We start from the raw sequence: 24,812 nt of genomic DNA, 5'->3' as shown, positions 1-24,812 counted from the left end.
ACGACCTGGTCGGCCACAGCCTGTCGCTCTTCGGGGTCAAGCGGTTGGTGGCCGGTCGGATGGCGTAGGGCGACCCGGCGGGGGCCCGCGCCGAGATGGCCGACGTGGAGACCGCCGCCCGCCGGGCGCTGGCCGACGTGCGCGAGGCGGTGAGCGGCTACCGGCAGATCGGCGTCGCGCTCGCCCTCGCCGAGGCCCGCGCCGCGCTCTCCGCCGCGGGGATCACGCTGCGCCCGCCGCGCACCGTGCCGCCGCTGCCCGGCCCGGTGGACGCCGTCCTCGGCTGGGTGGTCCGCGAGGGGACCACCAACGTGCTGCGGCACAGCGGCGCCCGCACGGTCACCGTCGACCTCGGGGTCACCGACGCCCGCGCGGTGCTGACCATGACCGACGACGGGCGCGGTCCCGGAGAGCAGGGCCCTGGCGCGGGCGCGGGGCTGTCCGGGCTCGAGGAGCGGCTGGCCGGGCTCGACGGCCGGCTGGAGACCGGCGCCGCCCCCGGGGGCGGGTTCCGGCTCGCCGCGGAGGTGCCGGTCGCGGCCCGGGTGGCGGCGCCGTGATCCGGGTGCTGATCGCCGAGGACCAGACCATGGTCCGGGGGGCGCTGCGCGCGCTGCTCGAGCTGGAGGAGGACATCGACGTCGTCGCCGAGGTGGGCCGCGGCGACCAGGTGGTGGACGCGGCCCGCGAGCACCGGCCCGACGTCGCGCTGCTCGACATCGAGATGCCCGGCTGCGACGGCATCGAGGCGGCCCGGGAGCTGGCCGGGGCGGTGCCCACCTGCCGGGCGGTCGTGCTCACCACCTTCGGCCGGCCGGGGTTCCTGCGCCGGGCCATGGAGGTGGGCGCCGCGGGGTTCCTGGTCAAGGACTCGCCGGTCGCCGAGCTGGCCCGCGCCATCCGCGCGGTGGTGGCCGGGGAGCGGGTCATCGACCGCGACCTGGCCGCGGCGGCGCTGGCCCTGGGCGCGACGCCGCTGTCGACGCGGGAGGCCGACGTGCTCCGGGAGGCCGCGGACGGCGCGACCGTCGCCGACATCGCCCGTCGGCTGTTCCTCTCCGAGGGGACGGTGCGCAACTACCTGTCCTCGGCGATCGGCAAGACCGGCGCCCGGACCCGCGTCGAGGCCGCCCGCGTGGCCGAGGAGAAGGGCTGGCTGTAGGAGGACCCCCGAGCCCCCCACCGCTCGCAGGCGCGGCGGGACCCTGCACAGGGGCCGTCAGTCCCGGGGACCAGGCACCGGGGGCTGGGCGGGGATCGCCTCGGTGGTCGGGCCGGTGGGCTCGGCCGGCATCAGCGCGTCGAGGTCGAGCACCCGGACGTGGATGACGTTGCGCTGCTGCAGCGCTGCCCGCAGGGCCCGGTGGAGGCCGTCCTCGAGGTAGAGCTCCCCGTGCCACTGGACGGCGTGGGGGAACAGGTCGCCGTAGAAGGTCGAGTCGTCGGCCAGCAGGGTGTCCAGCGCCAGTTCGCTCTTGGTCGTGACGAGGGTGTCGAGCCGGATCTGCCGGGGCGGGATCATGGCCCAGTCCCGCGTGGAGAGGCCGTGGTCGGGATAGGGCCGGCCGGTGCGGACCGCTTTGAAGATCAGGTTCCCGACCTCCTCTCTGCGGGCCCCCGTGAGAGGGCGTCGAACCGTCGTCAGCCTATCGGCCGGCGTCGCCGGGGCCGGGGGCCTGCCCGGGTGCACGACGTCCCCCGGTCGCGCGAGCCACGCGACTCGGTCCGGTGTCCGACGTATGCTGGACTGGCACTCTGTCCGTGCGAGTGCCAGCCGTCCGAGCGGCCGTCGACCGGTACGGGGAGGTGTCACCGTGGCGCACGACGAGCGCCGCCTGCAGGTCCTGCGGGCCATCGTCCAGGACTACGTCTCGACCAACGACCCGGTGGGCAGCAAGGCCCTCGCCGAGCGACACGACCTCGGCGTCTCACCCGCCACCATCCGCAACGACATGGCCGTGCTCGAGGAGCAGGGCTACATCACCCAGCCGCACACCAGTGCCGGCCGGGTGCCCACCGACAAGGGCTACCGGCTCTTCGTCGACCGGCTCTCGGCGCTCAAGCCGCTGTCGGTGGCCGAGCGCAAGGCCATCGAGCGCTTCCTCGACGGCGCCCTCGACCTGCACGACGTCCTCAGCCGGACGGTCCGCCTGCTCGCCCAGCTGACCCACCAGGTCGCCGTCGTCCAGTACCCGACGCTGTCGCGCAGCTCGGTGCGCCACCTCGAGGTGGTGCAGGTGGCCAACTCCCGGCTGCTGCTGGTGCTGATCACCGACACCGGCCGGGTCGAGCAGCGCGTCGTCGAGTGCCCGGTCGACGTCGACCGCGACGACGTCGCCGAGCTGCGCAGCTTGCTGAACACCGCGTTCAGCGGGGCCAAGCTGGCCGACGCCGGGAGCCGGGTGCCCGACCTGCTCGACACCGCTCCGCCGCACCTGCGCCCGCTGGTGGCCGCGGTGAGCGCCGCCCTGATCGAGACCCTCGTCGAGCCCCGCGAGGACCGGCTGATCGTCGGCGGGACGGCGAACCTGGCCCGCGAGGCACGCGAGTTCCCCGGCAACCTGCGCCTGCTGCTGGAGGCGTTGGAAGAACAGGTCGTGGTCCTGCGGTTGATCAGCGAGGTGGACACCGGCGGCGCGGTGCTCGTGCGCATCGGCGAGGAGAACGCGCACGAGGCGCTCACCGGTGCGTCGGTGGTCTCCGTGGGGTACGGCTCCGCGGACCGCGCGCTCGGTGGCCTGGGCATCGTCGGCCCCACCCGCATGGACTACCCAACGAACATGGCCGCGGTCCGCGCCGTGGCCCGCTACGTCGGCCAGATCCTGGCCGAGAGCTGAGGCTGAGACTTCTCGATGGCAACCGACTACTACGGCGTCCTCGGGCTCTCCCGCGGCGCCAGCGACGCGGAGATCAAGAAGGCCTACCGCCGGCTGGCCCGCGACCTGCACCCCGACGTCAACCCCGACCCCGGTGCCAAGGAGCGCTTCCAGGAGGTCAGCCGCGCCTACCAGGCGCTGACCGACCCGGACAAGCGCCGCATCGTCGACCTCGGCGGCGACCCGTTCGACAGCGGCGCCGGTGCGGGTGCGGGCGGGCCGTTCGCGGGTGCCGGGTTCGGTGGCCTCGGCGACATCATGGACGCCTTCTTCGGCGGCGGGGCCACCGCCCGGGGCCCGCGCAGCCGCGTCCGTGCCGGCGGGGACGCGCTGATCCGGATCGACCTCGACCTCGACGAGACGGTGTTCGGCACCACCCGGGAGATCACGGTCGACACCGCGGTCCTCTGTGACGCGTGCACCGGCGCCGGCACCGCGCCGGGGACGCACGCCACCACCTGCGTCACCTGCGCCGGCCGCGGCGAGGTGCAGAGCGTGCAGCGCTCCTTCCTCGGCCAGGTGGTCTCCTCGCGCAGCTGCCCGACCTGCGCCGGCACCGGCCAGGTCATCCCCGAGCCGTGCCCCAAGTGCGGCGGCGACGGGCGGGTCCGGGCGCGGCGCACCATCCCGGTCAAGGTGCCGGCCGGCGTCGAGGACGGCATGCGCATCCGGCTGACCGGCCACGGCGAGGTCGGCCCCGGCGGCGGCCCGGCCGGCGACCTCTACGTCGAGATCAACGAGAACCCGCACCCGGTCTTCACCCGGGACGGCGAGGACCTGCACTGCCGGGTCACGCTGCCCATGACCGCCGCCGCGCTCGGCACCACCCTCACGCTGGAGACCCTCGACGGCGAGGAGGAGGTCGACATCCGGCCCGGCACGCAGTCGGGCAGCGTGCTGACCCTCCGCGCGAAGGGCGCGCCGCGGCTGCGCGCCACCGGGCGCGGCAACCTGCTCGTGCACGTCGAGGTGGAGACCCCGACCCGTCTCGACGCCGAGCAGGAGAAGCTGCTGCGGGAGCTCGCCGCCCTGCGCGGCGAGGACCGTCCGGCGGCGTCCCACTCGGAGGAGCACGGGGGGCTGTTCTCCCGCGTGCGTGACGTGTTCAAGTGATCCCGCGGCCGGACCCAGCGGTGTCGACGTGGCCGACGAGCGCCGGCGAGGAGGGCACGTGAGCGTGGTGACCGACGACCGCGTGCCCGAGCTCGACGGCGCGCCGCTGTTCCTGCTCGACGAGCTGCCCGACGCCGAGCAGCTGCTCGTCGACGGCGCCGAGGGCCGGCACGCCGTCGACGTCCTGCGGCTGACCGTGGGTGAGCGGGTGCGGGTGGGTGACGGCCGGGGGACCGTCGCCGAGGGCGAGGTCGCCTCCGCCGGGCCGGAGGGCCTGCGGGTCGCGGTCTCCGCCCGGCACGAGGTGCCCCCGCCGGCGCTGGAGCTGGTCCTGGTGCAGGCGCTGCCCAAGGGCGAGCGCGGTCCGCTGGCGGTGGAGCTGGCCACCGAGCTCGGCGTCGACCGGATCGTGCCGTGGGCGGCGTCGCGCTGCGTCACCCGCTGGCGCGAGGACCGGGCGGCCAAGGGCGTGGCGAAGTGGCGGGCCGCCGCGCGGACGGCCAGCAAGCAGTCCCGGCGCCCGCGGGTGCCCGAGGTCACCGACCTGATGACCACCCGTCAGGTGTGCGGGGCGCTGGCCGACGTCGACCTGGCCCTGGTGCTGCACGAGCAGGCCCGCCACCCGCTGGCGCGGCTCGAGCTGCCGACGTCCGGCACCGTCGCGGTCATCGTCGGCCCCGAGGGCGGCCTCTCCGACGGCGAGGTCGTCGCCCTGGCCGCCGCCGGTGCGCGTCCGGTGCGGCTGGGCCCCGAGGTGCTGCGCACCTCCACCGCGGGGGCCGCGGCGCTGGCCGCCCTGTCGGTCCGCACCCGCTGGGCGTGAGCCCGCGCCACGATCAGGGACCCTGATCGTGGCGTGTCCTCCCTCACCGCAGACCGTGGGGGAGGACACTCGACGATCAGGTCACCTGATCGCGGCCGACCTCAGCGCAGCGCGGCGCGCGCCCGGTCGCTGACCAGGTCGACGGCGAAGGTCAGGACGACGACCGCGGCGAGCACCGTGGTCACCGCCGCCCAGTCGAACGCGGCCAGCTCCGAGGCCAGGAGCGCGCCGAGCCCGCCGGCGCCGAGCAGCCCGACCAGGACCGTGTCGCGGATGACCACCTCCCAGCGGTAGAGCGCGTAGGCCAGCACCGGTCCGGCCGCGAGGGGCAGGACGCCGTACAGCCACGCCGCCGCGGGACGGGCCCCCGACGCGGTCAGCGCCGCCCGCGGCCGCGGGTCCAGCTCCTCGGTGGCCTCCGCGGCCAGCCGGCCGAGCACGCCGAGCGTGTAGACCCCGAGCGCCAGCGCGCCGGGCAGCACCCCCGGCAGGAGCACGAACAGCAGCACGAGCGCCCACACCGGCGGCGGCACCGCGCGCAGCAGGAGCAGCCCCACCCGCACCAGCGCGCCCACGACCTGCCGACCGGGCCGGAGCCGCCCCGCCGGGCGGGCCGCGACACCGGCCACCAGCACCGCTCCCAGGGTGGCCACGGCGATCGCGATCACCGACATCTGCACGGTGTCGACCGCCACGGAGCCGATCTGGCGCAGCAGGCCGCCGTCGGTGGCCGGCGGCCAGGCCGCGCCCAGCACGGAGGACAGCTGCTCGGTGGTCCGGGCCGAGACCAGTGCCGCCGGGGACAGCGCCAGGTACCACCACGACCAGCCGGCGAGCAGCAGGGCCCCGGCGACCGCAGCGGCCGCCACGGGGTCCCGCCGACGGGACGGCGGGGGCGCGGCCAGCCGACGGCGCACCCCGCGCCCGACGACGTCGGCGACCAGGCACAGCAGCGCCAGCGCGTACACGGCGCTCCACACCTGGTCCCAGCGCAGCGACGCGAACGACAGCGACAGCTGGTAGCCCAGCCCCCCGGCGCCGATCAGGCCCAGGACCACCGCCGAGCGCACCGCGCACTCCAGCCGGTAGAAGGAGTACGAGAGCAGCCCGCCCGCCGCGGCGGGCAGCAGCGCGTAGAGCGCGGCCGGGAGCCGTCCGGACCCGGCCGCCAGCAGTGCCGCGTAGCTGCCGCGGGGGACCTCGTCGACCAGGTCGGCGAAGACCTTGGCGGTCACCGCCCCGTAGGGCAGGCCGATCGCGAGCACGCCGACCCACGGGTCCAGGCCCAGCAGGTTGACCAGCAGCAGCCCCCACACCACCTCGTGCAGGCCCCGCGGGACGGCGAGGACCCCGCGGGCGGCCAGCCAGCCGAGCCGGCGCCGTCCCCAGGTGGTGCGGGAGACCAGCACCGCCCCGACCGCACCGAGCACCAGGGCCAGGGCGGTGCCGGCCGCGGCGTAGGCGACGGTGACCAGCACCGACCGGGCCAGCACCCCGAGGAACTCCGCGTCGAGGGCGGGGGAGAGGGCTGCCCCGGCGAACCGGCCGACCTGCGCGGTGCCGTCGCGGTTGACCACCGGGCCGCTGAACAGCCCGGCTCCGGCCAGCGACCACAGCAGGACGGCGGCCCCGCCGGCCGCCCACAGCCACCGGCGGCGGTCCCGCCGCAGCGAGGGCGTCACCGGGGCGGCCGGCCGCGTCAGGAGCGTCGTCACGCCGGTGCCCCGTAGAACGCGGTGAGGTCCGCGGCCGACAGCGCCGCCGCCGAGCGGTCGAGCACGACCCGACCGTCGGCCAGGCCGACCACCCGGTCGCAGTGCCGGGACACCAGGCCGGGGTCGTGCAGGGCGGCGACCAGGGCCCCACCCCGTGCCCGGGCGAGCCCGCCCAGCAGCTCCAGCGCGCGGTCGGCCAGCGCCGGGTCCAGCGCGGATGCGGGCTCGTCGGCGAGCACGAGGTCGGGCCGCTGGACCAGCAGCCGGGCGATCGCCACCCGCTGCCGCTGGCCGCCGGAGAGCCGCTCAGTGCGCTCGAAGACGCGGTCGGCCAGCCCGACCCGGTCGAGCGCGGCGACCACCTCCGGCACGCCCTGCGGACGCACCAGCGACCACGCCGCCCGCGCGCTGGGCCAGTCCGACAGCCGGCCGGCGTTCACGTTGTGCACCACCCGCAGCTGGCCGACGAGGTCCAGGTGCTGGTGGACCGTGCCCACCCGGGCGCGCAGCCGCCGCAGCGCCCGCCCGCGGAGCGCGGCCGGGTCGGCGCCCAGCACGCGGACCGACCCGGCCGTGGGCGTCACCGTCCCGTTGGCCAGCCCCAGCAGCGTGGACTTCCCGGCTCCCGACGCGCCCACGACGGCCACCCGCTCGCCGGGACCGACCGTGAGGTCGACCCCGGCCAGCGCCGTCGTCCCGCCGTACCGGACCTCGACGCCGGAGAGCCGCAGGACGGCGGTCAGCTGACCAGTCCCAGGTCGCGGCCGATCTCCTCGATCTGGTCGTAGTTCGCGGCCTCGGTCGGCACGAAGGAGCCGGCGCCGAACAGGTCGAGGACCTCGCCGTCGTCCGGGTCGTCGGCCGACAGGCCGGTGAGGTACGCCCGCAGCCGGCCGGGCAGGTCCGGGGCGCCGAGCCGCTCGGCGGCCCGCGGGCCGAGCAACCAGTGGTAGTCGTGGTAGGTCGGCGTCTCGGCGTACCGGACGACGGCCGGGTCCACGGCACCCTCCGCCGACCGCGACGTCCAGACCTGGGCGTTGAGCACGCCGGCCTGGTAGCTGTTCGAGGCGACCAGCGCCAGCGTGGCGTCGTGCGAGCCGGAGAAGCCCGGCCCGCCGGGGAACCCCTGCGGGTCGACCCCGGCCTCGCGGAGGAAGTACGCGGGCATGAGCCGGCCGGAGGTCGAGGTCTCGCTGCCGTAGGTGAACCGCAGCCCGGCCAGCGCGGGGAGGTCGCCGGACGGCGCCAGCCCCGTGCCGGCGTTGACGACGAAGACGGAGGTGAAGCGCTCGTCGATGTCGCGCTGGGCGATCGGCTCGGCGCCGGGCGTCTGCAGCCGGGCCTGGACACCGGTCAGCCCGCCGAACCAGACGAGGTCGAGGTCGCCGGTGCGGAACAGCGAGACCGCGGCGCCGTAGTCGGTGACCGGGCGGTACTCGACCTCGAGGTCGAGCGCGGCCGCCATCGAGTCGGCGACGGTGCCGTAGAGGCGCTGGAGGACCTCGGGGTCCTGGTCGGGGATGGCGCCGATGCGCAGCGGGCCGCCGGGGTCCGGGGCCCCCGCGGAGACGGGGGAGGAGTGGCCGCAGCCGGGCAGCGCGGCGGCGAGGGCGATGCCGGCACCGGCGAGCAGGGAGCGGCGGGAGAGCGGGGGGAGCGGGCTTCCGGGGCCACCCGACCGGGCGACGCGACGGGTGCTCACTACGTCCTCGAGCTGGGGGAGCGGGCGGGCACGGGACACCTCCGGGAGAGGGAACGGGGAGGCCCATCCTGTACCGGGCCGCGGGCGGCCACCCCTCAGGGGCCCGCCGGCCCTCTGCAGGGTCCCGCCGTGAGCTCGCGAGCGGTGGGGGCAGGGGGTCCTCTCACGAGGTGTGGGGGGAGGGCGGTCCTCCTAGGGTCCGGGACGTGGACTGCCTGTTCTGCCGCATGGTCGCCGGTGAGGTCCCGGCCACCGTCGTGCACGAGACCGACCGGACCCTCGCCTTCCGGGACATCAACCCGCAGGCCCCGACGCACGTCCTGGTGATCCCGCGGGACCACCACCCCACGGTCGCCTCCCTGGCCGCCGCCGACCCCGACCTGCTGGCCGCCGTCGTCCGCGCGGCGCACGAGGTGGCGGTGCAGGAGGGGCTGGCGACCGAGTACGACGTCGAGCCCGGCTACCGGGTCGTGACCAACACCGGTCCGGCGGCCGGGCAGACCGTGCACCACGTGCACCTGCACGTCCTGGGCGGCCGGCACCTCAACTGGCCGCCCGGCTGAGGGCGCTCCCCCGTCCGGGGGACGGCGGGGCGCCGGCGGCTGCACCCCGGTCGCCGGCGCACCGATGCCCCTGGTGTGACCCATGACGACCCGGGGCTCCTGGCCGACGCCGAGCTGTGCACGATCGTGCGGCTGGCCGCGGCGCTGCTGGCGACTCCCTGCGCGACGGTCAACGTCCTCGAGTCCGAGCACCAGTGCCAGCTCGCCACGCACGGTTTCGCCGGCGGGACCTCACCGCGCGCCGAGTCCCTGTGCCACCAGACCCGCGCGCTCACCGACGGCGTCTTCGCCAGCGCGGACCTGACCACCGATCCGCGCTTCGCGGGCAGCCCGTGGGTGGACGGCCGGTACGGCGGCGTCCGGGGGTACGCCAGCGCGCCGCTGCGGCTGGACGGCGCCGTGATCGGCACCCTGTGCGTCTTCGATCCCGAGCCGCACGAGTTCAGCGAGCTCGACGAGCAGCGGCTGGCCGACCTCGCCGACGTGGTGGTGGCGCTGCTGGAACGGTGCCGGCAGAGCCGGCTGGTCGGTGAGCTGGCGGCGGAGCTGACCCGCGCGCGGGCGTTCGACCGGGCGCTGCTGGACGCCCTGCCGGTCGGGGTGGTGGCGGCCGACGCCGAGGGGCGGGTCCAGCTGTTCAACCGCGTCGGCCGGGCGTGGCACGGCGACGTGGGCCCCGACGCCGTCCTGGGCTCCGGCGTGGCCCGGCAGCTCGGCCTGTACCGACCCGATGCGACGACCCCGCTGCGCGACGAGGAGCTGCCGCTCGCCACGGTGCTGGCGGGCGGAGCGGTCAGCGACGTGGAGGTCGTCCTGGCGTCCGGGAGCGGGGCGCCGCGCCGGCTCTCGGTCACCGGCGCGCCCATCCACGGCCCGCACGGCGAGTCGCTCGGCGGCGTCGTCGCGATGGCCGACGTGACCCGGCAGCGCGAGCTGGAGGACCAGCTCCGGGCGGAGGCGCTGCACGACACGCTGACCGGCCTGCCGCACCGCGGGCTCCTGGTCGACCGGGTCCGTTCCGCCCTGCACGGTGCGGTGCGGTCGGGCGTCCCGGTCGCCGTCCTCTTCTGCGACCTCGACGGCTTCAAGGCGGTCAACGACGCGTGGGGTCACGCGGCCGGCGACACGGTGCTGCGGGAGACCGCCCGGCGGCTGCACACGGTGCTGCGCCCCGGGGACACGGTGGGCCGGCTCGGCGGCGACGAGTTCGTCGTCGTCTGCCCCGACGTGCCCACGGAGGAGGCCGCCGCCCTGGTGGTCGAGCGCATCCACCACGCGGTCACCGCCCCGCTGACCGTGGACGGCGGCCCCGCGGGGCGGGTGCAGGTGAGCGTGGGGGTCAGCACCGGCGCCGCGCTGTCCCGCCCCGGGGACGGCCCCGAGGCGCTGCTGAGGCGGGCGGACGTCGCGATGTACCGGGTCAAGCGCGACCACCACGCCTCCGTGGGCTGACCCGGGACGACGGCCCACCACGCGCAGGGGAGCCGTCGTCGCGGGGGTCAGGAGGCCAGCCGGGCGCGCGTTGCGGCTGGTCGCCGAGGGGCTGTCCGACGCCGAGATCGCCGCTCGCCCGTACCTCGGCGAGGCGACCGCGAAGACCCACCTGTCCCGGGTGCTCACCGAGCTCGACCTGCGTGACCGCGTGCAGGCGGTCGCCTTCGCTTCCGCAGCGGTCTGGTCCCGCTCACGCCGCCCGGCGGCTGACCGGCCGGAGTGGCCCCGGCGGCCCCGCGGCGACAGGCTCGGCGCATGACCGAGCCCGTGCGCATCGAGCGGGACGGCGACGTCGCCGTCGTCGTCCTGGACAACCCGCCGCTGAACCTCTTCGACGCCCCGGTGTTCGACGCGATCGAGCGGGTCGCCGACGAGCTGGCCGCGCTGACCGACCCGGCGGACCCCGGCCGCGCCCGGGCGGTGCTGGTGGAGGCGCGGGGCAGGGTCGTCTCCGGTGGGGTCGACGTCACCTTCTTCCGCGACATCGCCGAGGGCCCGGACCCCGTGGGGGAGGGCGCCCGGTTGTGGCGCCGGCTGCTGCGGGTCGCCCAGGCGGTCGAGGACCTGCCGGTGCCCACGGTGTTCGCCGCGCACGGGCTGACCCTCACCGCCGCCTTCGAGCTCGCGCTGGCCTGCGACGTGCTGCTCGCCGCCGAGAGCGCGTCGTTCGGGCTGGTCGAGATCGTCGTCGGGCTGACCCCGTCGATGGGCGGGCCGCAGCGGCTGGCCGAGCGGGCCGGCCCCGCCCGGGCCAAGGAGCTCGTCTTCACCGGGGAGCGCCACCCGGCCGCGGTGCTGGAGCGCTGGAACGTGGTCAACCGGGTCCTCCCCGACGACGGCTTCGCCGAGGCCGCCCGCGGCTACGCCCGCCGCGTCGCCGCCGGCCCGACCGTCGCCCACGCGGCCACCAAGACGCTCGTGGGCACCGCCGTCCGCGCGGGCGCACGGGCCGCCGACGACCTGGTCCCGGAGGTCTCCGGGGCGCTGTTCGGCACCGAGGACCTGCGCGGCGCGGTCCGCTCCTTCCTCACCGAGGGGCCGGGGAAGGCCACCTACTCCGGGCGGTGAGCGGCCCTCGACGCGCGGTTCCGCGGGCCGGGCCGCGGGTAGACTCCGAACGTCCAGATCGCCGTCGCAGGAAGGCAGGGTCGAGGGTTCTTGCCCGACTCCTCCCCGAACGTCCCCGTGCCGGGTGCCCCCACGTCCCGTGAGGCCTCGGCCCAGGCCGCAGCGGCGGACGGCCACCTCGGCTCGCCCGCCCCGTCCGTTCCCGGCCTGGGGGACGTCGCCCCGGCCGCGGTGCGGACCACCATCACCGTCCCCGACTCGGTCCCCATGGTCGCCCTGCTCGGCACCGGGGACGAGCTGCTCCGGCTCGTCGAGAACGAGGTCGACACCGACGTCCACGTGCGCGGCAACGAGATCGCCGTCACCGGGCAGCCGGCCGACAACGCCTTCGCCGTCGCCGTCTTCGACGAGCTGATCGCGCTGCTCGGCACCGGCCAGGCGCTGCGCCCCGACTCGGTGCGCCGGGTCATCGGCATGCTCCGCGCGGGCGGATCCGAGCGCCCGGCCGACGTCCTCAGCCTCGACATCATCAGCCGGCGGGGCCGCACGATCCGGCCCAAGACGCTGAACCAGAAGCGCTACGTCGACGCCATCGACGCGCACACCGTCGTCTTCGGCATCGGCCCGGCCGGCACCGGCAAGACCTACCTGGCGATGGCCAAGGCGGTGCAGGCGCTGCAGACCAAGCAGGTCAACCGGATCATCCTCACCCGGCCGGCGGTCGAGGCCGGCGAGCGGCTGGGCTACCTGCCCGGCACGCTGTCGGAGAAGATCGACCCGTACCTGCGGCCGCTGTACGACGCGCTGCACGACATGGTCGACCCCGAGTCGATCCCCCGGCTCATGCAGTCGGGCACCATCGAGGTGGCGCCGCTGGCCTACATGCGCGGTCGGACGTTGAACGACGCCTTCGTCATCCTCGACGAGGCGCAGAACACCACCGCCGAGCAGATGAAGATGTTCCTCACCCGGCTCGGCTTCGGGTCCAAGATCGTGGTCACCGGCGACGTCACGCAGGTCGACCTGCCCGGCGGCGCGCAGAGCGGGCTGAAGATCGTCCGCGAGATCCTCGACGGCATCGAGGACGTCCACTTCGCGAACCTGACCAGCTCCGACGTCGTCCGCCACCGGCTGGTGGGCGACATCGTCGACGCCTACGAGCGCTGGGACGCCTCGCAGAAGCGCAGCGCACCGGCGAGCGGCTCCCAGCCGCCGGTGCGCCCCTCGCGGCCGCGCCGGCAGGGGAGCTGACCGGCATGCCCGTCGAGGTCGCCAACGAGTCCGAGATCGCCGTCGACGAGTCCTCGCTGGCCGCGATCTGCACCTACGTGCTCGCCGAGATGGGGGTCAACCCCATGGCCGAGCTGTCGGTGCTGTGCGTCGACAGCGACTACATGAGCACGCTGCACGAGCGCTGGATGGGGGAGAAGGGGCCGACCGACGTCCTCGCCTTCCCCATGGACGAGTTGGACACCGGCCGTCCCGACGAGCCCGAGCCCGGCCCGGCGCTGCTCGGGGACGTCGTCCTCTGCCCCGCGGTCGCCGTCCGCCAGGCGCGCGCGGCCGGCCACACGATGGACGACGAGCTGATCCTGCTCGCCACCCACGGCGTGCTCCACATCCTGGGCTACGACCACATGGAGCCCGACGAGGAGAAGGAGATGTTCGGCCTGCAGTCGAAGCTGCTCGAGGGCTGGCGCTCCGCACCGCGGGCGCCCATGACCGGCGATGCCGTCGACCGGGGGGCCGTCGACCGGGGGGCCGCCGGCCGGGGCCCCGCCGAGCAGGGGGCCCGCGACCGGGGGCCGGGCCAGCGATGACCTCCGGCGAGATCACCCTGCTGGTGATCGCCGTCTGCCTGATCCCGCTCGCGGGCCTCTTCGGCGCCATGGACGCTGCCCTGCAGCGCGTCTCCAAGGCGCGGGTCGACGAGATGCGGCGGGACGGCGTCGCGCGCGCCGCCGTGCTGGCCGACGTCGTGGGCGAGCGCGCCCGCCACGTGGCCCTGCTGCTCCTGCTGCGGATCGCCTGCGAGATGGTCGCGGCGGTGCTGGGCACCGTCGTCCTGTACCGGCTGTGGGGCGGGGGCTGGCAGACCGTGCTCACCGCGGCCGGCGTCATGACCGTGGTCAGCTACGTGCTGGTCGGCGTCGGGCCGCGCACCCTCGGCCGCCAGCACGCATACGGCGTCGCCCTGGCCAGCGCCGGGGTCGTCCGGCTGCTGGGGCGGGTGCTGGGACCGGTCGCCACCCTGCTGATCCTGGTCGGCAACATGATCACCCCGGGTCGCGGCTACCGTGACGGGCCGTTCTCCTCCGAGGTCGAGCTGCGCGAGCTGGTCGACATGGCCGAGGAGCGCGGCGTCGTCGAGTCCGGCGAGCGCAACATGATCCACTCGGTGTTCGAGCTGGGCGACACGATCGCCCGCGAGGTGATGGTGCCGCGCACCGACGTGGTCTGGATCGAGCGCACCAAGACCGTCCGCCAGGCGCTCGCGCTGGCGCTGCGCAGCGGCTTCAGCCGCATCCCGGTGATCGGGGAGAACGTCGACGACGTCGTCGGTGTCGTCTACCTCAAGGACCTGATCCGCCGCGCCCAGGGCGACCCGAAGAACGGGCCGCGGGTCGAGGAGATCATGCGGCGGCCGACGTTCGTGCCCGAGTCCAAGCCGGTGGACGAGCTGCTGCGGGACATGCAGGCCCAGCGCATCCACATCGCGATCGTCGTCGACGAGTACGGCGGATTCGCCGGGCTGGTCACCATCGAGGACATCCTCGAGGAGATCGTCGGCGAGATCGCCGACGAGCACGACGCGTTCCAGCGGCCGCCGGTCGAGCAGCTGCCCGACGGCTCGGCCCGGATCACCGCCCGGCTGCCGGTGGGCGACCTCGCCGAGCTCTTCGGCGTGGAGCTCCCCGAGGACGACGACGTGGAGACCGTGGGCGGACTGCTCGCCCGCGAGCTGGGCCGGGTGCCGATCGAGGGCTCCGAGGCCGAGGTGGGCGGGCTGCGCCTGGTCGCCGAGAGCACCGGGGGCCGGCGCAACCGGATCGACACGATCCTGGTCTGCCGGGTGCCCGAGCCCGCGGCCGAGGAGGGCGAGGAGTCGGGAGCCACCCGGGCGGACGTGCCGGCGGCCGTGGAAGGCTGACCCCTCGTGGACCTACAGCCCGAGGACGCCAAGCTCGTCACCCTCGCCCGCTCCGCCCGGGGCCGCACCGGTGCCCCCGAGGGCGCGGCCGTGCGCGACACCGACGGGCGCACCTACGTCGCGGCGACCGTCGCGCTCCCGTCGCTCGGGCTCTCCGCGCTGCAGGCCGCCGTCGCCGCCGCCGTCTCCAGCGGGGTGGAGGGGCTCGAGGCCGCGGCGGTCGTCTCGGCCGCCGACGCGGTGGAGGAGGCCGGGCTGAGCGCCGTCCACGACCTCACGCCGTCCGCCCCGGTGTTCCTCGCCGGCCCGGACGGCGCGGTCCGCGCCACCGCCTGACCGAGGACCCCCTGCAGGGTCAGTGCAGGGGGTGCCCGAGGGCGCCGGCGAAGGCCTCCGGGTCGCGCACCCACACGGTGAGAGCCTGCTCGGTCGTGCCATCGGCCGCGAGGTGGCGGACGGCGACCCGCGTCCGCCCCGGCCACCAGCCGCCCCGGCGCCGCGCCTTCGGCCAGCCCTCGGGCGGCGCACCGCGGCGGACCTCCAGCACGGCGCTGCGGGCGACGACCTGCAGCGCCGACGTCCGCCGCAACCCGGCGACGTCGGAGGACAGCCCCGAGTCGGAGACGGTGAGCCGGGTCGTGGACAGCACCACCACCGCGACGCCGACCACCAGCGCGATCGGGACCTCGCCGGCGACCGCGGCCGGCCCGCCGGTCCAGGCGAACAGCCCCAGCCACGCCGCGACGAACAGCACCGCGGCGAGCACCAGCCAGGCCCGCGCGGGGTTGTACTGCCAGTACGCCAGCGGCGCGGGCGTCACCGTCGCGGCGCGCCGCGGGCCCCGCCCGGGGAAGAAGCCGTACGCGGCCACCTGCGCGGCGTGCCGCTCACGCTCCCGCAGCACCCGCACCGCCAGGGGCTCGGCCTGCTCCCGTCTCCTCCGTCCCGCCACTGCGGCATCCTCCCAGGTGCCCGCGGGACGGCCGGGAGGGGCGGCGGACCGTCCCTCCCGGCCGTGGTGCGCTCAGGTCTCGAGTGCGCGGTACAGGGCGGACTCGAACTCCAGGTAGCCGCCGAACGAGGTGGCGTCACCGAACGGCAGGACCTGGGTGGCCCAGAACCCGCCGTACCCGTTGGCGCGGTCGACCCAGTAGAACAGGTTGGCCAGGCCCGCCCAGCCCAGGGCGCCGGCCGGCCGGCCGGTCGGGGCGGGCTCGTCGTTGACCATGAACGGCAGTGACCACGACTTCGACAGCCCGGGGAAGAACTCGGCGTCGTTGGACAGCGACGGGATGACCCCGGGCAGCATCGTCACCTTCAGGTCGCCGAGGTGGTTCTGCACTGCCATCCGCACCGTCTCGGGCTGGAGGACGGCGCCGCTCTCCCCTCGGCCGTCGTTCAGCCACATCCGGATGAACCGCATGTAGTCACCGACCGTCCCGTAGAGCCCGTGTCCGCCCATGTGCGCCTCCGGCGGCTGGGGCAGCTCGAAGTCGTCCATCGGCGTGAGGGAGCCGTCCTCGCCGCGCGCGTGCATGGTCGCCCGTCGGGCCCGCAGCCGGTCGTCGAGCTCGAAGGACGTGTCCGCCATGCCCAGGGGCTCGAAGATGCGGGCCGCGAAGACGTCGCCGAGGCGCTGGCCGGTGACGCCCTCCACGACCTGCCCGGCCCAGTCGATGTTCGAGCCGTACTCCCACCGCTCCCCGGGATCGAACAGCAGGGGGGTCTGCAGGCAGGCCTTCGTCGCGGTGATGACGCTGGGCTGGCCGTGCTCGGTGGCCAGCCGGTTGTAGTGCTCGTTGAAGAAGTCGTAGCCGAACCCGGCCGTGTGGGTCAGCAGGTGCCGGGTCGTGATCTCCCGTCGCGGCGCGCGCAGCCGCGGGGAGCCGTCGGCGTCGAAGCCGTCGAGGACCTGGAGCTCGCCGATCCCGGGGGCGTGCGTGCTGGCCGGGGCGTCGAGGTCCAGGCGGCCCTCCTCGACCAGCTGCAGCGCCGCGGTCGCGGTGATCGCCTTGGTGGTCGAGAAGAGGGCGAAGACGGTGTCGGTGGTCATGGCGTCGTCCCCGCCGAGGCGGCGGGCACCGGCCGCTCCCTCGTAGACGTTGTGCGTGCGGTCGGTGACCATGGCGACGACCCCGGCGACCGGGGCGTCCGCTCGGACGGCGCGGTCGAGGATCTCGTCCGCCGCCTCGGTGAACCTCTGCGTGGTCTGTGTCGTCTGCGTCATCGCAGTCCTCCCAGTGGTGGTGGGCGGCGCGCCGGGAGCCCGGCGCACCGGCGGGGTGTCAGCGGATCTCGAAGCCCGGATAACCGGCGGCGGCCACCGCGTCGCACTTCTCCCGGTAGGTGCCGACTCCGCCGGTGTAGGAGAGCACCCGCCGCGGCTTGCCGGGCACGTTCGAACCTACGTACCAGGACGTCGTCCGGGAGATCAGGTTGGCCGCGGCCGTCTCGTCGTGGTGGGCGACCCAGGCGTCCTCGGCGTCCGCTGTCGGCTCGATGACGGTCTTGCCCTGGTCGCGCAGGTGACGGAGGCAGTCGCTGATCCACTCCGTCTGCTGCTGCAGGCAGGTCGTCATGTTGCACAGCGCGGCGGACGGCGCGAGGGGCACGGCGGTGGTGAGCAGGTTGGGGTAGCCGTGCACCATCAGGCCCATCGTCGTGCGGATGTCGCGGCTCCAGTCCTCCCCGAGCGAGCGACCCTCCCGGCCCCGGATGTCGATCCGGGTCAGCGCGCCGGTGCCGGCGTCGAAGCCGGTCGCGAGGATGATCACGTCGAACTCGTGCACGGTGCCGTCGCGCAGCACCAGCCCCTCGGGGACCACGCGCGAGATCGGGTTGTCCCGGACGCCGACCAGTTCGACGTTCTCGCGGTGGTAGACCTCCAGGTAGTCGGTCTCCAGCGGGACGCGGTGGGTGCCGAACCCGTAGTCGGTCGGGACCAGCACGTCGCAGAGGTGCGGGTCGTTCCGCAGCCGCCGGCGCATCTTCTCGCGGAGGAACTCCGAGACCTCCTCGCTGACCTGCTCGTCGAAGAAGATCTCGGCGAAGGAGGCCAGCCACAACTTGAGCGACCCGTTCTCGTAGATGTCCTCCAGCCGCTGCCGCCGCTGCTCGGCGGTGAGGTCGGCCCACGCCACCTCGAAGTCGTACTCGAAGCCGGTGAAGGTGCGGGGGAGGGTCTCCCGCAGCTCGGGGAACCGGGCCTTGTAGGCGGCCACGTCCTCCGGCCCGTAGGCGGGGTTCTTCATCGGCAGCACGTACTGCGGGGTGCGGGCGAACACCGTGAGGTGGCCGACCCGGTCGGCGATCGTCTGGATCACCTGGATGCCGGTTGCTCCGATGCCCACCACGCCGACCCGCTTGCCCTCGAGGTCGACGTCCTCGCGCGGCCACCGCGAGGTGTGGACGATCGTGCCGCGGAAGGTGTCCTGCCCGGGGAAGACGTGGTCCAGCGGTGCCGAGAGCATGCCGGCGCAGGTGACGAGGAACTGGGTGTCGATCGTCTCGCCGCGGTCGGTGGTGACCGTCCAGCGTCCGCGGTCCTCGTCGAAGCGGGCGCCGGTGACCGTGGTCGAGAACTGGATGTCGCGGCGCAGGTCCAGGCGGTCGGCGACGTAGTGCATCCACCGCTCGATCTCCGGCTGGTCCGGGAAGCGGTGGCTCCAGCTCCAGCCGGTGTACAGGTCCTCGTCGAACAGGTACTGGTAGATGTAGGCCTCGGAGTCGAAGCGCGCGCCCGGGTACCGGTTCCAGTACCAGGTGCCGCCCACGTCGTCGGCCGCGTCGTAGACCCGCACGCGCAGCCCCTGCCGGCGCAGCTGGTGCAGCTGGTAGAGGCCGGCCACGCCGGCGCCGATGACGAGGGCGTCGAGCTCGTGGACCGGGGCGTCGCCCTCGGCCGTGGCCGCTGCGGGTGCGTGGACTGTCATCGCCTGCTCCTGTGTCCTCGGTCACGTCGGATGGACACATTGGAGCGACGTCCCGGCCGGACGAGGTGTCCGAGATTGGGACAGTCCTGACCTGCCGTCCCGCTGGTGGAATCCCGCCGGGCGGGTCACCGCCGGGTCGCCGGGCGTGCGGGAGGTGCTCATGGACCTGGACCATGGAGACCGGCTGCGCGTCGCGGCCGCCCGGGCGCAGTTCCTCGGCGGCGGGCCGGCCGGCGTCCGGGACCTGGTGGCCGCCTCGTGGCGGCGCAGCCGGTCGGCGGGCGTGGACGCCGACGAGTACCGCATCCGGCACCACGACGACGTCGACCTCGACTCGCGGCTGGTCCGGTGCGCCCGCCCGGTCATCGAGCGGCTGGCCGACGAGATGGTCGACGTCCCGGTGGCGATCGCGCTCTCCGACGCGCAGGCGCGCATCGTGCACCGGCTGGACTGCTCGACGGCGGTGGGCCGGCCGCTGGACCGGGTCGACTTCACCGCCGGGTTCAGCTTCGCCGAGGGCGGCGTGGGGACCAACGGGATCGGCACCGTCTTCGAGGCCGGGACGTCGGTCAGCGTCGTCGGGGCCGAGCACTTCACCGAGGCCCTCGTGCGGTTCGCCTGCACCGGCGCCCCTATCCTCAACCCGGTCACCGGCCGCGTCGAGGGCGTCCTCGACGTCAGCTCGCTGGCCGAGGACTGGACGCCGTTGATGCAGTCCCTCGTACGGCGCGCGGCCGCCGACATCGGTCACAACCTCCTGCTCGACCGCGGCCAGTCGCTGCAGGCCCTGTTCGAGACCTTCGCCAGGGCCGACGCCCGTCCCCGGCAGGCGGTCATGGCGGTGGGCGAGTCGGTGATGGTGAACCGGCGCGCCCAGCAGCTGTTCAGCCCGGCCGAGCAGTCGGCCATCCAGCAGCACGCGCTCTACCTCATGGGTCGCCGGGACCGGGTGCGGGAGTCCCTCGTCCTGGACTCCGGGCGGCGCGTGCGGCTGCGCGCGAAGCGGATCCTCGCCGGCGAGGAGGTCGCCGGCATCGTCCTCCTGCTCGACGAGGACCCCGGCAGGCTCGGGCCCGGCATCCCGGTGCAGCGCGGCGCAGCAGCGCCGGCGGTAGCGGGTGCGGGCCTCCCGGCGCCGCCCGGGGCCACCGCCCGCCGTCGGCCCGGGCCGGTCGGGGTGAGCCGGTCACCGGCGTGGACCGGCGCGGGGGCGCAGATCGCCGCAGCCCTCGACCGGGGCGACGCGCTGCTGGTCATGGGTGAGCCGGGCACCGGTCGCCGGACCCTCGTCGTCGAGCTGTTCCGGGAGCTCCACCCGGCCGGGCGGGCGGTGACCGGGGACGCCGACCGTCTGCTGCGAGAGGCCGGTGCGCTGCCTTGCGCCGTCGACGGCCCCGCGCTCGTCGTCCTGGAGCACCTCGACCGGCTGGACGTCGACGGGGTGGGCGCCGTCCACCGCTGGCTGGCCTCCGACACCCGGGGCGGCTGCCTGGTGGCGGCGACGGTCGACGAGTCGAGCCTCGGGGAGGACCGGCCGTTCCGGGGCCTGCTGGGTGCCTTCGACCAGTCGGTGACGCTGCCGCCCCTGCGGTTCCGCGCCGCGGACCTGCCGGCCGTGGTGGCCCGGCTCCTCGGCGAGCTGGCCCCGGGACGACGCGTCCGGGTCCACCCGGACGCCCTGCGGCTCCTCGGTCGTCATCCCTGGCCGGGCAACCTCACGCAGCTGCGCGAGGCGCTGGAGGAGGCGCTGTCCCGGCGTCCGGTGGGGGACATCCGGCCCGGGGACCTCCCGGGCCACTGCCAGACGGCGGGGACGCGGACCCTCACCCCGATCGAGGTCGCCGAGCGCGACGCCATCGTCGCGGCGCTGCGGGACTGCGGGGGCAACCGGATGCACGCCGCCGCGTCGCTCGGGATGGCCCGCAGCTCGCTGTACCGGAAGATCAGGACCTACGGCGTCGGCGACACCTGACCGCCGCCACGGTGCAGGGCACCGGCAGAGGTGGGCGGGGCTGTCGTCCGGCGGTGGGAGACTGGTCGGGTGACCTCGCCGGACCAGCCCTACCGCAGCGGCTTCGCCTGCCTCGTGGGCCGCCCCAACGCCGGCAAGACCACGCTCACCAACGCGCTGGTCGGCGAGAAGGTCGGCATCGTCAGCAACCGCCCGCAGACCACCCGGCACGCCATCCGCGGCGTCGTCCACCGGCCGGGCGGGCAGCTCGTGCTCGTCGACACCCCCGGCCTGCACAAGCCCAAGAGCCTGCTCGGCCGCCGGCTCAACGACGTCGTCCGCGACACCCTGGCCGACGTCGACGTCGTGGTCTTCTGCGTGCCGGCCGACCAGCCCGTCGGCACCGGGGACCGGTTCATCGCCCGGCAACTGCGTGAGGTGGAGGCGCCGGTCGTCGTGGTGGTCACCAAGACCGACGTCGCCTCCAAGAAGCAGGTCGCCGAGCAGCTGGTGGCCGCCAGCTCCCTCGTCGACGCCGCCGAGGTCGTGCCGGTCAGCGCGGTCGCCGGCGACCAGGTCGAGCTGCTGGAGGACCTCCTGGTCGGCCTGCTGCCCGAGGGCCCGCCGCTCTACCCGGAGGAGCAGACCACCGACGAGGACGTCGAGCGGCAGATCGCCGAGCTGGTGCGGGAGGCCGCGCTGGAGAAGGTCTTCCAGGAGGTGCCGCACTCCCTCGCCGTCACCGTGGAGGAGATGACCCGCCGGCCCGACCCCAAGCGGGCCGGCGGCGAGCTGGTCGAGGTGCACGCGCTGCTGCACTGCGAGCGGCCCAGCCAGAAGCCGATGCTGCTCGGCCGGGGCGGGGAGGTCATCAAGGCGATCGGCACCGAGGCGCGGCAGGGGATCGAGACGCTGCTCGACGCCCGGGTGCACCTCGACCTGCACGTCACCGTGCTCGGCGAGTGGCAGGACGACCCGAAGAAGCTGAACAGGCTCGGGTACTGATGAACGGGCTGGGTCGATGAGCACCACACCGAAGGCGCTGTACCGCGACGAGGGCGTCGTCCTGCGTACCCAGAAGCTGGGGGAGGCCGACCGGATCGTCACGGTGCTCACCCGCCGGCACGGCAAGGTCCGGGCGGTGGCCAAGGGCGTGCGCCGCACCAAGAGCAAGTTCGGCGCTCGGTTGGAGCCGTTCACCCACGTGGACCTGCAGCTCTACACCGGGCGGAACCTCGACATCGTCAGCCAGGCCGAGACGATCCGCTCCTACGGCCAGCCGATCGCCGGGGACTACCCCGCCTACACCGCCGGCACCGCGGTGCTGGAGACCGCCGACCGTCTCACCGCCGAGGAGAAGGAGCCCTCGCTGCGGCTGTTCCTCCTGGTGATCGGCGCGCTGCGGTCGCTGGCCGAGCGCAGCCACCCGGCCGGGCTGGTGCTCGACGCCTTCCTGCTGCGCGCCATGTCGGTGGCCGGCTGGGAGCCGGCGCTCTCCGGCTGCGCCCGCTGCGGCGAGGAGGGCCCGCACCGGCACTTCTCGGTGCCCGCCGGGGGCATGGTCTGCCCGCCCTGCCGGCCGGCCGGGTCAGCGATGCCCAACCCGGTGACCATCGAGCTGCTCGACGCCCTGCTCAGCGGGGACTGGGCGGCCGCCGAGGCCAGCCAGGGCACCACCCGCCGGGAGGGCAGCGGCCTGGTCGCCGCGCTGCTGCAGTGGCACCTCGAGCGCGGGCTGCGGTCCCTGCCGCTGGTGGACCGGAGCGAGTCGGCGCCCCGCCGGGAAGTGAGCTTCGCCGAGTGAGGCGTGAGGTCGTGCGTCGTGCGGTGAAGGCACCCGACCCGCACCCGTCCGGGGCCCGCCCGCCCGAGCTCCCGGCCGACAAGGTCCCGCAGCACGTCGCGATCGTGATGGACGGCAACGGCCGCTGGGCCAAGCAGCGCGGGCTGCCGCGCACCGCCGGCCACGAGGCGGGGGAGTCCTCGCTGTTCGACTGCGTCGAGGGCGCGATCGAGCTCGGCATCGGCGCGATCAGCGCCTACGCCTTCTCCACCGAGAACTGGCGGCGCAGCCCGGAGGAGGTGCGCTTCCTCATGGGCTTCAACCGCGACGTCATCCGCCGCCGCCGCGACGAGATGCACGAGCTCGGCGTCCGCGTGCGCTGGGCGGGCCGCCGTCCGCGGCTGTGGCGCAGCGTCATCAAGGAGCTGGAGGTCGCCGAGGAGCTGACCCGCGACAACGACGTCCTCACGCTGACCATGTGCGTCAACTACGGAGGGCGCGCCGAGATCGCCGACGCCGCCGCGGCGATCGCCCGCGAGGCCGCCGCCGGCCGGCTGGACCCGGACAAGGTCGACGAGCGGACCGTCGCCCGCTTCCTCGACGAGCCCGACATGCCCGACGTCGACCTGTTCGTCCGCAGCTCCGGCGAGAACCGCACGAGCAACTTCCTGCTGTGGCAGTCGGCCTACGCCGAGTTCGTCTTCCTCGACACCCTCTGGCCGGACTTCGACCGCCGGCACCTGTGGGCCGCGTGCGAGGAGTACGCCTCGCGGCAGCGCCGCTTCGGGTCCGCATAGGGGGCGGCGTGTTCGCGGTGACCCGCCTGCGGGTGTCAGGGGGCGACGCCGGCACCCTGGCCGCCGACGTCGCGGTGCTGCTGGCCGCCCTCGCCGCGCGGCCCGGGTTCCGGGACGGCGAGCTCGGCCGGTCCGCCGACGACCCGGGGCTGTGGGCGCTGGTGACCCGCTGGGACGGCGTCGGCGCCTACCGCCGCGCGCTCTCCGCCGCCGAGGTGAAGATCGCCGGGGCGCCGGTCTGGGTCCACGCCCTCGACGAACCCGGGGTCTACCTGCCGGGCGAGAACGCCGGCAACCCCGCCTGAAGGGGCAGCGCCGGCGGTGCCGCGCCGGGCGGCCCGGCCCGGACAACTACCGTGGACGGGTCAACCCGCCGACCGCCAGCCGGATGGAGCCTCTCGCCGTGAGCGACAGCACCGCCAAGCACGACCCCGCCCGCCTCGACAAGGTGGTCAACCTCTGCAAGCGACGGGGCTTCGTGTTCCCGTCGGGCGAGATCTACGGCGGCACCCGCTCCGCCTGGGACTACGGGCCCCTGGGCGTCGAGCTCAAGGAGAACATCAAGAAGCAGTGGTGGCGCACCGTCGTCCAGAGCCGCGACGACATCGTCGGCCTGGACTCCTCGGTGATCCTGCCGCGCCAGACCTGGGTCGCCTCCGGGCACGTCGGGGTCTTCACCGACCCGCTGACCGAGTGCCAGAGCTGCCACAAGCGGTTCCGCGCCGACCACCTCGAGGAGGACTACGAGTCGCGCAAGGGCCGGGCGCCGGAGAACGGCCTGGCCGACATCAGCTGCCCGAACTGCGGCACGAAGGGCGCGTGGACCGAGCCGCGCGACTTCAACATGATGCTCAAGACCTACCTCGGCCCGGTCGAGGACGAGTCCGGCCTGCACTACCTGCGCCCGGAGACCGCGCAGGGCATCTTCGTCAACTTCGCCAACGTCATGGGTGCGGCGCGGAAGAAGCCGCCGTTCGGCATCGGCCAGATCGGCAAGTCCTTCCGCAACGAGATCACCCCGGGCAACTTCATCTTCCGGACCCGCGAGTTCGAGCAGATGGAGATGGAGTTCTTCGTCGAGCCCGGCACCGACGAGCAGTGGCACCAGTACTGGATCGACGAGCGCACCCGCTGGTACACCGACCTGGGCATCTCCCCGGACAACCTGCGCCACTACGAGCACCCGAAGGAGAAGCTGTCGCACTACTCGACGCGCACCGTCGACATCGAGTACCGCTTCGGCTTCCAGGGCTCGGAGTGGGGTGAGCTCGAGGGCATCGCCAACCGCACCGACTTCGACCTGAAGACCCACTCGGAGCACTCCGGCGCCGACCTCACCTACTTCGACCAGGGCACCAACACCCGCTGGACGCCGTACGTCATCGAGCCCGCGGCCGGCCTGACCCGCTCGCTGATGGCCTTCCTCGTCGAGGCCTACACCGAGGACGAGGCGCCCAACGCCAAGGGCGGGGTCGACACCCGCACCGTGCTGCGGCTGGACCCGCGGCTGGCGCCGGTGAAGGCCGCCGTCCTGCCGCTGTCGCGCAACGCCGACCTCTCGCCCAAGGCCCGCGACCTCGCCGCGAAGCTCCGGCAGAGCTGGAACGTCGACTTCGACGACGCCGGCGCGATCGGCCGCCGCTACCGCCGGCAGGACGAGATCGGCACGCCGTTCTGCCTCACCGTCGACTTCGACACCCTCACCGACGACGCGGTGACCGTCCGCGAGCGGGACTCGATGAGCCAGGAGCGGATCTCCCTCGACCAGGTCGAGGGCCACCTCAAGGCGCGCCTGCCCGTCTGTTGAGCGATCGGTGCGGGTCCGGGGCCGCGCCCGGACCCGC

The 24,812-nt window shown here is 74.8% G+C and carries 26 protein-coding genes; 19 read left to right on the top strand and 7 right to left on the bottom strand.

Annotation, left to right across the window (positions count from 1 at the left end):
• Positions 1–104 precede the first annotated feature (104 nt).
• Positions 105–560, top strand: coding sequence for a sensor histidine kinase (locus ACI79C_RS24305; protein ID WP_456948271.1), 456 nt, complete (start codon positions 105–107; stop codon positions 558–560).
• Positions 557–1,162, top strand: coding sequence for a response regulator (locus tag ACI79C_RS24300; RefSeq protein ID WP_456948270.1), 606 nt, complete (start codon positions 557–559; stop codon positions 1,160–1,162). Before ACI79C_RS24305 ends, ACI79C_RS24300 begins: the two co-directional genes overlap by 4 nt.
• A 57-nt stretch (positions 1,163–1,219) precedes the next feature.
• On the opposite strand, the gene ACI79C_RS24295 is transcribed toward ACI79C_RS24300, so the two are convergent.
• Positions 1,220–1,855 carry a type II toxin-antitoxin system VapB family antitoxin gene (locus ACI79C_RS24295; protein WP_456948269.1) on the bottom strand — a complete coding sequence of 212 codons (636 nt, stop codon included), beginning with the start codon at positions 1,853–1,855 and terminating at the stop codon, positions 1,220–1,222.
• On the opposite strand from ACI79C_RS24295, the gene hrcA reads away from it, so the two are divergent.
• Genes hrcA through ACI79C_RS24280 form a run of 3 tightly spaced genes read left to right on the top strand, consistent with a single transcriptional unit; the run spans position 1,815 to position 4,812 of the window.
• Complete coding sequence (gene hrcA / locus ACI79C_RS24290) at positions 1,815–2,837, top strand: heat-inducible transcriptional repressor HrcA (protein ID WP_456948268.1); 1,023 nt, start codon at positions 1,815–1,817, stop codon at positions 2,835–2,837. The genes ACI79C_RS24295 and hrcA overlap by 41 nt on opposite strands.
• A 15-nt stretch (positions 2,838–2,852) precedes the next feature.
• A complete protein-coding gene (gene dnaJ / locus ACI79C_RS24285) occupies positions 2,853–3,989 on the top strand; it encodes a molecular chaperone DnaJ (RefSeq protein WP_456948267.1) in 1,137 nt (378 codons plus the stop codon).
• Between the two features lie 58 nt (positions 3,990–4,047).
• Positions 4,048–4,812, top strand: a complete 765-nt coding sequence (locus ACI79C_RS24280) for a 16S rRNA (uracil(1498)-N(3))-methyltransferase (RefSeq protein WP_456948266.1) — start codon at positions 4,048–4,050, stop codon at positions 4,810–4,812.
• A 101-nt stretch (positions 4,813–4,913) separates the two neighbouring features.
• On the opposite strand, the gene ACI79C_RS24275 is transcribed toward ACI79C_RS24280, so the two are convergent.
• From ACI79C_RS24275 to ACI79C_RS24265, 3 genes are read right to left on the bottom strand one after another with little or no spacing between them, the layout of a single operon-like run.
• On the bottom strand, positions 4,914–6,527 hold the full coding sequence (locus tag ACI79C_RS24275) for a PhnE/PtxC family ABC transporter permease (protein WP_456948265.1): 1,614 nt from the start codon (positions 6,525–6,527) through the stop codon (positions 4,914–4,916).
• Entirely contained in the window at positions 6,524–7,213 is a 690-nt protein-coding gene (locus ACI79C_RS24270; RefSeq protein ID WP_456948272.1) for a phosphonate ABC transporter ATP-binding protein, read from the bottom strand. Before ACI79C_RS24270 ends, ACI79C_RS24275 begins: the two co-directional genes overlap by 4 nt.
• Before the next feature lie 53 nt (positions 7,214–7,266).
• A complete protein-coding gene (locus ACI79C_RS24265; RefSeq protein ID WP_456948264.1) occupies positions 7,267–8,229 on the bottom strand; it encodes a putative selenate ABC transporter substrate-binding protein in 963 nt (320 codons plus the stop codon).
• Positions 8,230–8,435: 206 nt separating this feature from the next.
• Here ACI79C_RS24265 and ACI79C_RS24260 point away from each other — a divergent pair, with 206 nt between their 5' ends.
• The 8 genes from ACI79C_RS24260 (at position 8,436) to ACI79C_RS24225 (ending at position 14,841) form a co-directional block, all read left to right on the top strand.
• Positions 8,436–8,792, top strand: a complete 357-nt coding sequence (locus ACI79C_RS24260) for a histidine triad nucleotide-binding protein (RefSeq protein WP_456948263.1) — start codon at positions 8,436–8,438, stop codon at positions 8,790–8,792.
• Positions 8,793–8,867: 75 nt separating this feature from the next.
• Positions 8,868–10,244, top strand: coding sequence for a diguanylate cyclase domain-containing protein (locus ACI79C_RS24255; RefSeq protein ID WP_456948262.1), 1,377 nt, complete (start codon positions 8,868–8,870; stop codon positions 10,242–10,244).
• Between the two features lie 70 nt (positions 10,245–10,314).
• A complete protein-coding gene (locus ACI79C_RS24250; protein WP_456948261.1) occupies positions 10,315–10,545 on the top strand; it encodes a helix-turn-helix domain-containing protein in 231 nt (76 codons plus the stop codon).
• Positions 10,542–11,354: an enoyl-CoA hydratase/isomerase family protein gene (locus ACI79C_RS24245; RefSeq protein WP_456948260.1), complete on the top strand. Its 813-nt coding sequence runs from the start codon at positions 10,542–10,544 to the stop codon at positions 11,352–11,354. Before ACI79C_RS24250 ends, ACI79C_RS24245 begins: the two co-directional genes overlap by 4 nt.
• Before the next feature lie 90 nt (positions 11,355–11,444).
• Positions 11,445–12,605, top strand: a complete 1,161-nt coding sequence (locus ACI79C_RS24240) for a PhoH family protein (RefSeq protein WP_456948259.1) — start codon at positions 11,445–11,447, stop codon at positions 12,603–12,605.
• Between the two features lie 5 nt (positions 12,606–12,610).
• Complete coding sequence (gene ybeY, locus ACI79C_RS24235) at positions 12,611–13,174, top strand: rRNA maturation RNase YbeY (protein WP_456948258.1); 564 nt, start codon at positions 12,611–12,613, stop codon at positions 13,172–13,174.
• Positions 13,171–14,505 carry a hemolysin family protein gene (locus ACI79C_RS24230; protein WP_456948257.1) on the top strand — a complete coding sequence of 445 codons (1,335 nt, stop codon included), beginning with the start codon at positions 13,171–13,173 and terminating at the stop codon, positions 14,503–14,505. Before ybeY ends, ACI79C_RS24230 begins: the two co-directional genes overlap by 4 nt.
• A gap of 6 nt (positions 14,506–14,511) precedes the next feature.
• Positions 14,512–14,841 (top strand): cytidine deaminase, encoded by a 330-nt coding sequence (locus ACI79C_RS24225; protein ID WP_456948256.1) that lies wholly within the window; start codon positions 14,512–14,514, stop codon positions 14,839–14,841.
• Between the two features lie 19 nt (positions 14,842–14,860).
• Here ACI79C_RS24225 and ACI79C_RS24220 read toward each other — a convergent pair whose 3' ends face one another.
• The 3 genes from ACI79C_RS24220 to ACI79C_RS24210 all read right to left on the bottom strand — a co-directional run bounded on the left by ACI79C_RS24220 (position 14,861) and on the right by ACI79C_RS24210 (position 18,437).
• Complete coding sequence (locus ACI79C_RS24220) at positions 14,861–15,457, bottom strand: hypothetical protein (RefSeq protein WP_456948255.1); 597 nt, start codon at positions 15,455–15,457, stop codon at positions 14,861–14,863.
• Between the two features lie 72 nt (positions 15,458–15,529).
• Positions 15,530–16,732, bottom strand: coding sequence for a serine hydrolase domain-containing protein (locus tag ACI79C_RS24215; RefSeq protein ID WP_456948254.1), 1,203 nt, complete (start codon positions 16,730–16,732; stop codon positions 15,530–15,532).
• A 58-nt stretch (positions 16,733–16,790) separates the two neighbouring features.
• Positions 16,791–18,437: a flavin-containing monooxygenase gene (locus ACI79C_RS24210; RefSeq protein WP_456948253.1), complete on the bottom strand. Its 1,647-nt coding sequence runs from the start codon at positions 18,435–18,437 to the stop codon at positions 16,791–16,793.
• 160 nt (positions 18,438–18,597) lie between these two features.
• On the opposite strand from ACI79C_RS24210, the gene ACI79C_RS24205 reads away from it, so the two are divergent.
• From ACI79C_RS24205 to ACI79C_RS24180, 6 genes are all read left to right on the top strand, one after another.
• Complete coding sequence (locus ACI79C_RS24205) at positions 18,598–20,409, top strand: sigma-54-dependent Fis family transcriptional regulator (protein WP_456948252.1); 1,812 nt, start codon at positions 18,598–18,600, stop codon at positions 20,407–20,409.
• A gap of 69 nt (positions 20,410–20,478) precedes the next feature.
• Positions 20,479–21,393, top strand: coding sequence for a GTPase Era (gene era / locus ACI79C_RS24200; RefSeq protein WP_456948251.1), 915 nt, complete (start codon positions 20,479–20,481; stop codon positions 21,391–21,393).
• Positions 21,394–21,409: 16 nt separating this feature from the next.
• Positions 21,410–22,192 (top strand): DNA repair protein RecO, encoded by a 783-nt coding sequence (gene recO / locus ACI79C_RS24195; RefSeq protein ID WP_456948250.1) that lies wholly within the window; start codon positions 21,410–21,412, stop codon positions 22,190–22,192.
• Positions 22,193–22,215: 23 nt separating this feature from the next.
• The gene (locus ACI79C_RS24190; protein WP_456948249.1) at positions 22,216–22,968 is read left to right on the top strand and encodes an isoprenyl transferase; all 753 of its coding nucleotides are present in this window, start codon (positions 22,216–22,218) and stop codon (positions 22,966–22,968) included.
• An 8-nt stretch (positions 22,969–22,976) separates the two neighbouring features.
• Positions 22,977–23,273, top strand: coding sequence for an antibiotic biosynthesis monooxygenase family protein (locus ACI79C_RS24185; protein WP_456948248.1), 297 nt, complete (start codon positions 22,977–22,979; stop codon positions 23,271–23,273).
• Between the two features lie 98 nt (positions 23,274–23,371).
• Positions 23,372–24,775, top strand: coding sequence for a glycine--tRNA ligase (locus tag ACI79C_RS24180; RefSeq protein WP_456948247.1), 1,404 nt, complete (start codon positions 23,372–23,374; stop codon positions 24,773–24,775).
• Positions 24,776–24,812 lie beyond the last annotated feature (37 nt).

It is taken from the genome of Geodermatophilus sp. SYSU D00697 (assembly GCF_054050175.1).
The sequence above is the reverse complement of the archived record's forward strand: the minus strand, read 5'-3'. Positions and strand labels throughout refer to the sequence as shown.

Bases quoted from the DNA above. Each gene is read 5' to 3' on its own strand.
- ACI79C_RS24295 (WP_456948269.1), bottom strand. From the start codon at position 1,855: ATGGCCCGCAGGACCTGCAGGCGGCGCTCGTCGTGCGCCACGGTGACA.
- dnaJ (WP_456948267.1), top strand. From the start codon at position 2,853: ATGGCAACCGACTACTACGGCGTCCTCGGGCTCTCCCGCGGCGCCAGC.
- ACI79C_RS24245 (WP_456948260.1), top strand. From the start codon at position 10,542: ATGACCGAGCCCGTGCGCATCGAGCGGGACGGCGACGTCGCCGTCGTC.
- ybeY (WP_456948258.1), top strand. From the start codon at position 12,611: ATGCCCGTCGAGGTCGCCAACGAGTCCGAGATCGCCGTCGACGAGTCC.
- ACI79C_RS24230 (WP_456948257.1), top strand. From the start codon at position 13,171: ATGACCTCCGGCGAGATCACCCTGCTGGTGATCGCCGTCTGCCTGATC.
- ACI79C_RS24215 (WP_456948254.1), bottom strand. From the start codon at position 16,732: ATGACGCAGACGACACAGACCACGCAGAGGTTCACCGAGGCGGCGGAC.
- ACI79C_RS24210 (WP_456948253.1), bottom strand. From the start codon at position 18,437: ATGACAGTCCACGCACCCGCAGCGGCCACGGCCGAGGGCGACGCCCCG.
- ACI79C_RS24205 (WP_456948252.1), top strand. From the start codon at position 18,598: ATGGACCTGGACCATGGAGACCGGCTGCGCGTCGCGGCCGCCCGGGCG.
- recO (WP_456948250.1), top strand. From the start codon at position 21,410: ATGAGCACCACACCGAAGGCGCTGTACCGCGACGAGGGCGTCGTCCTG.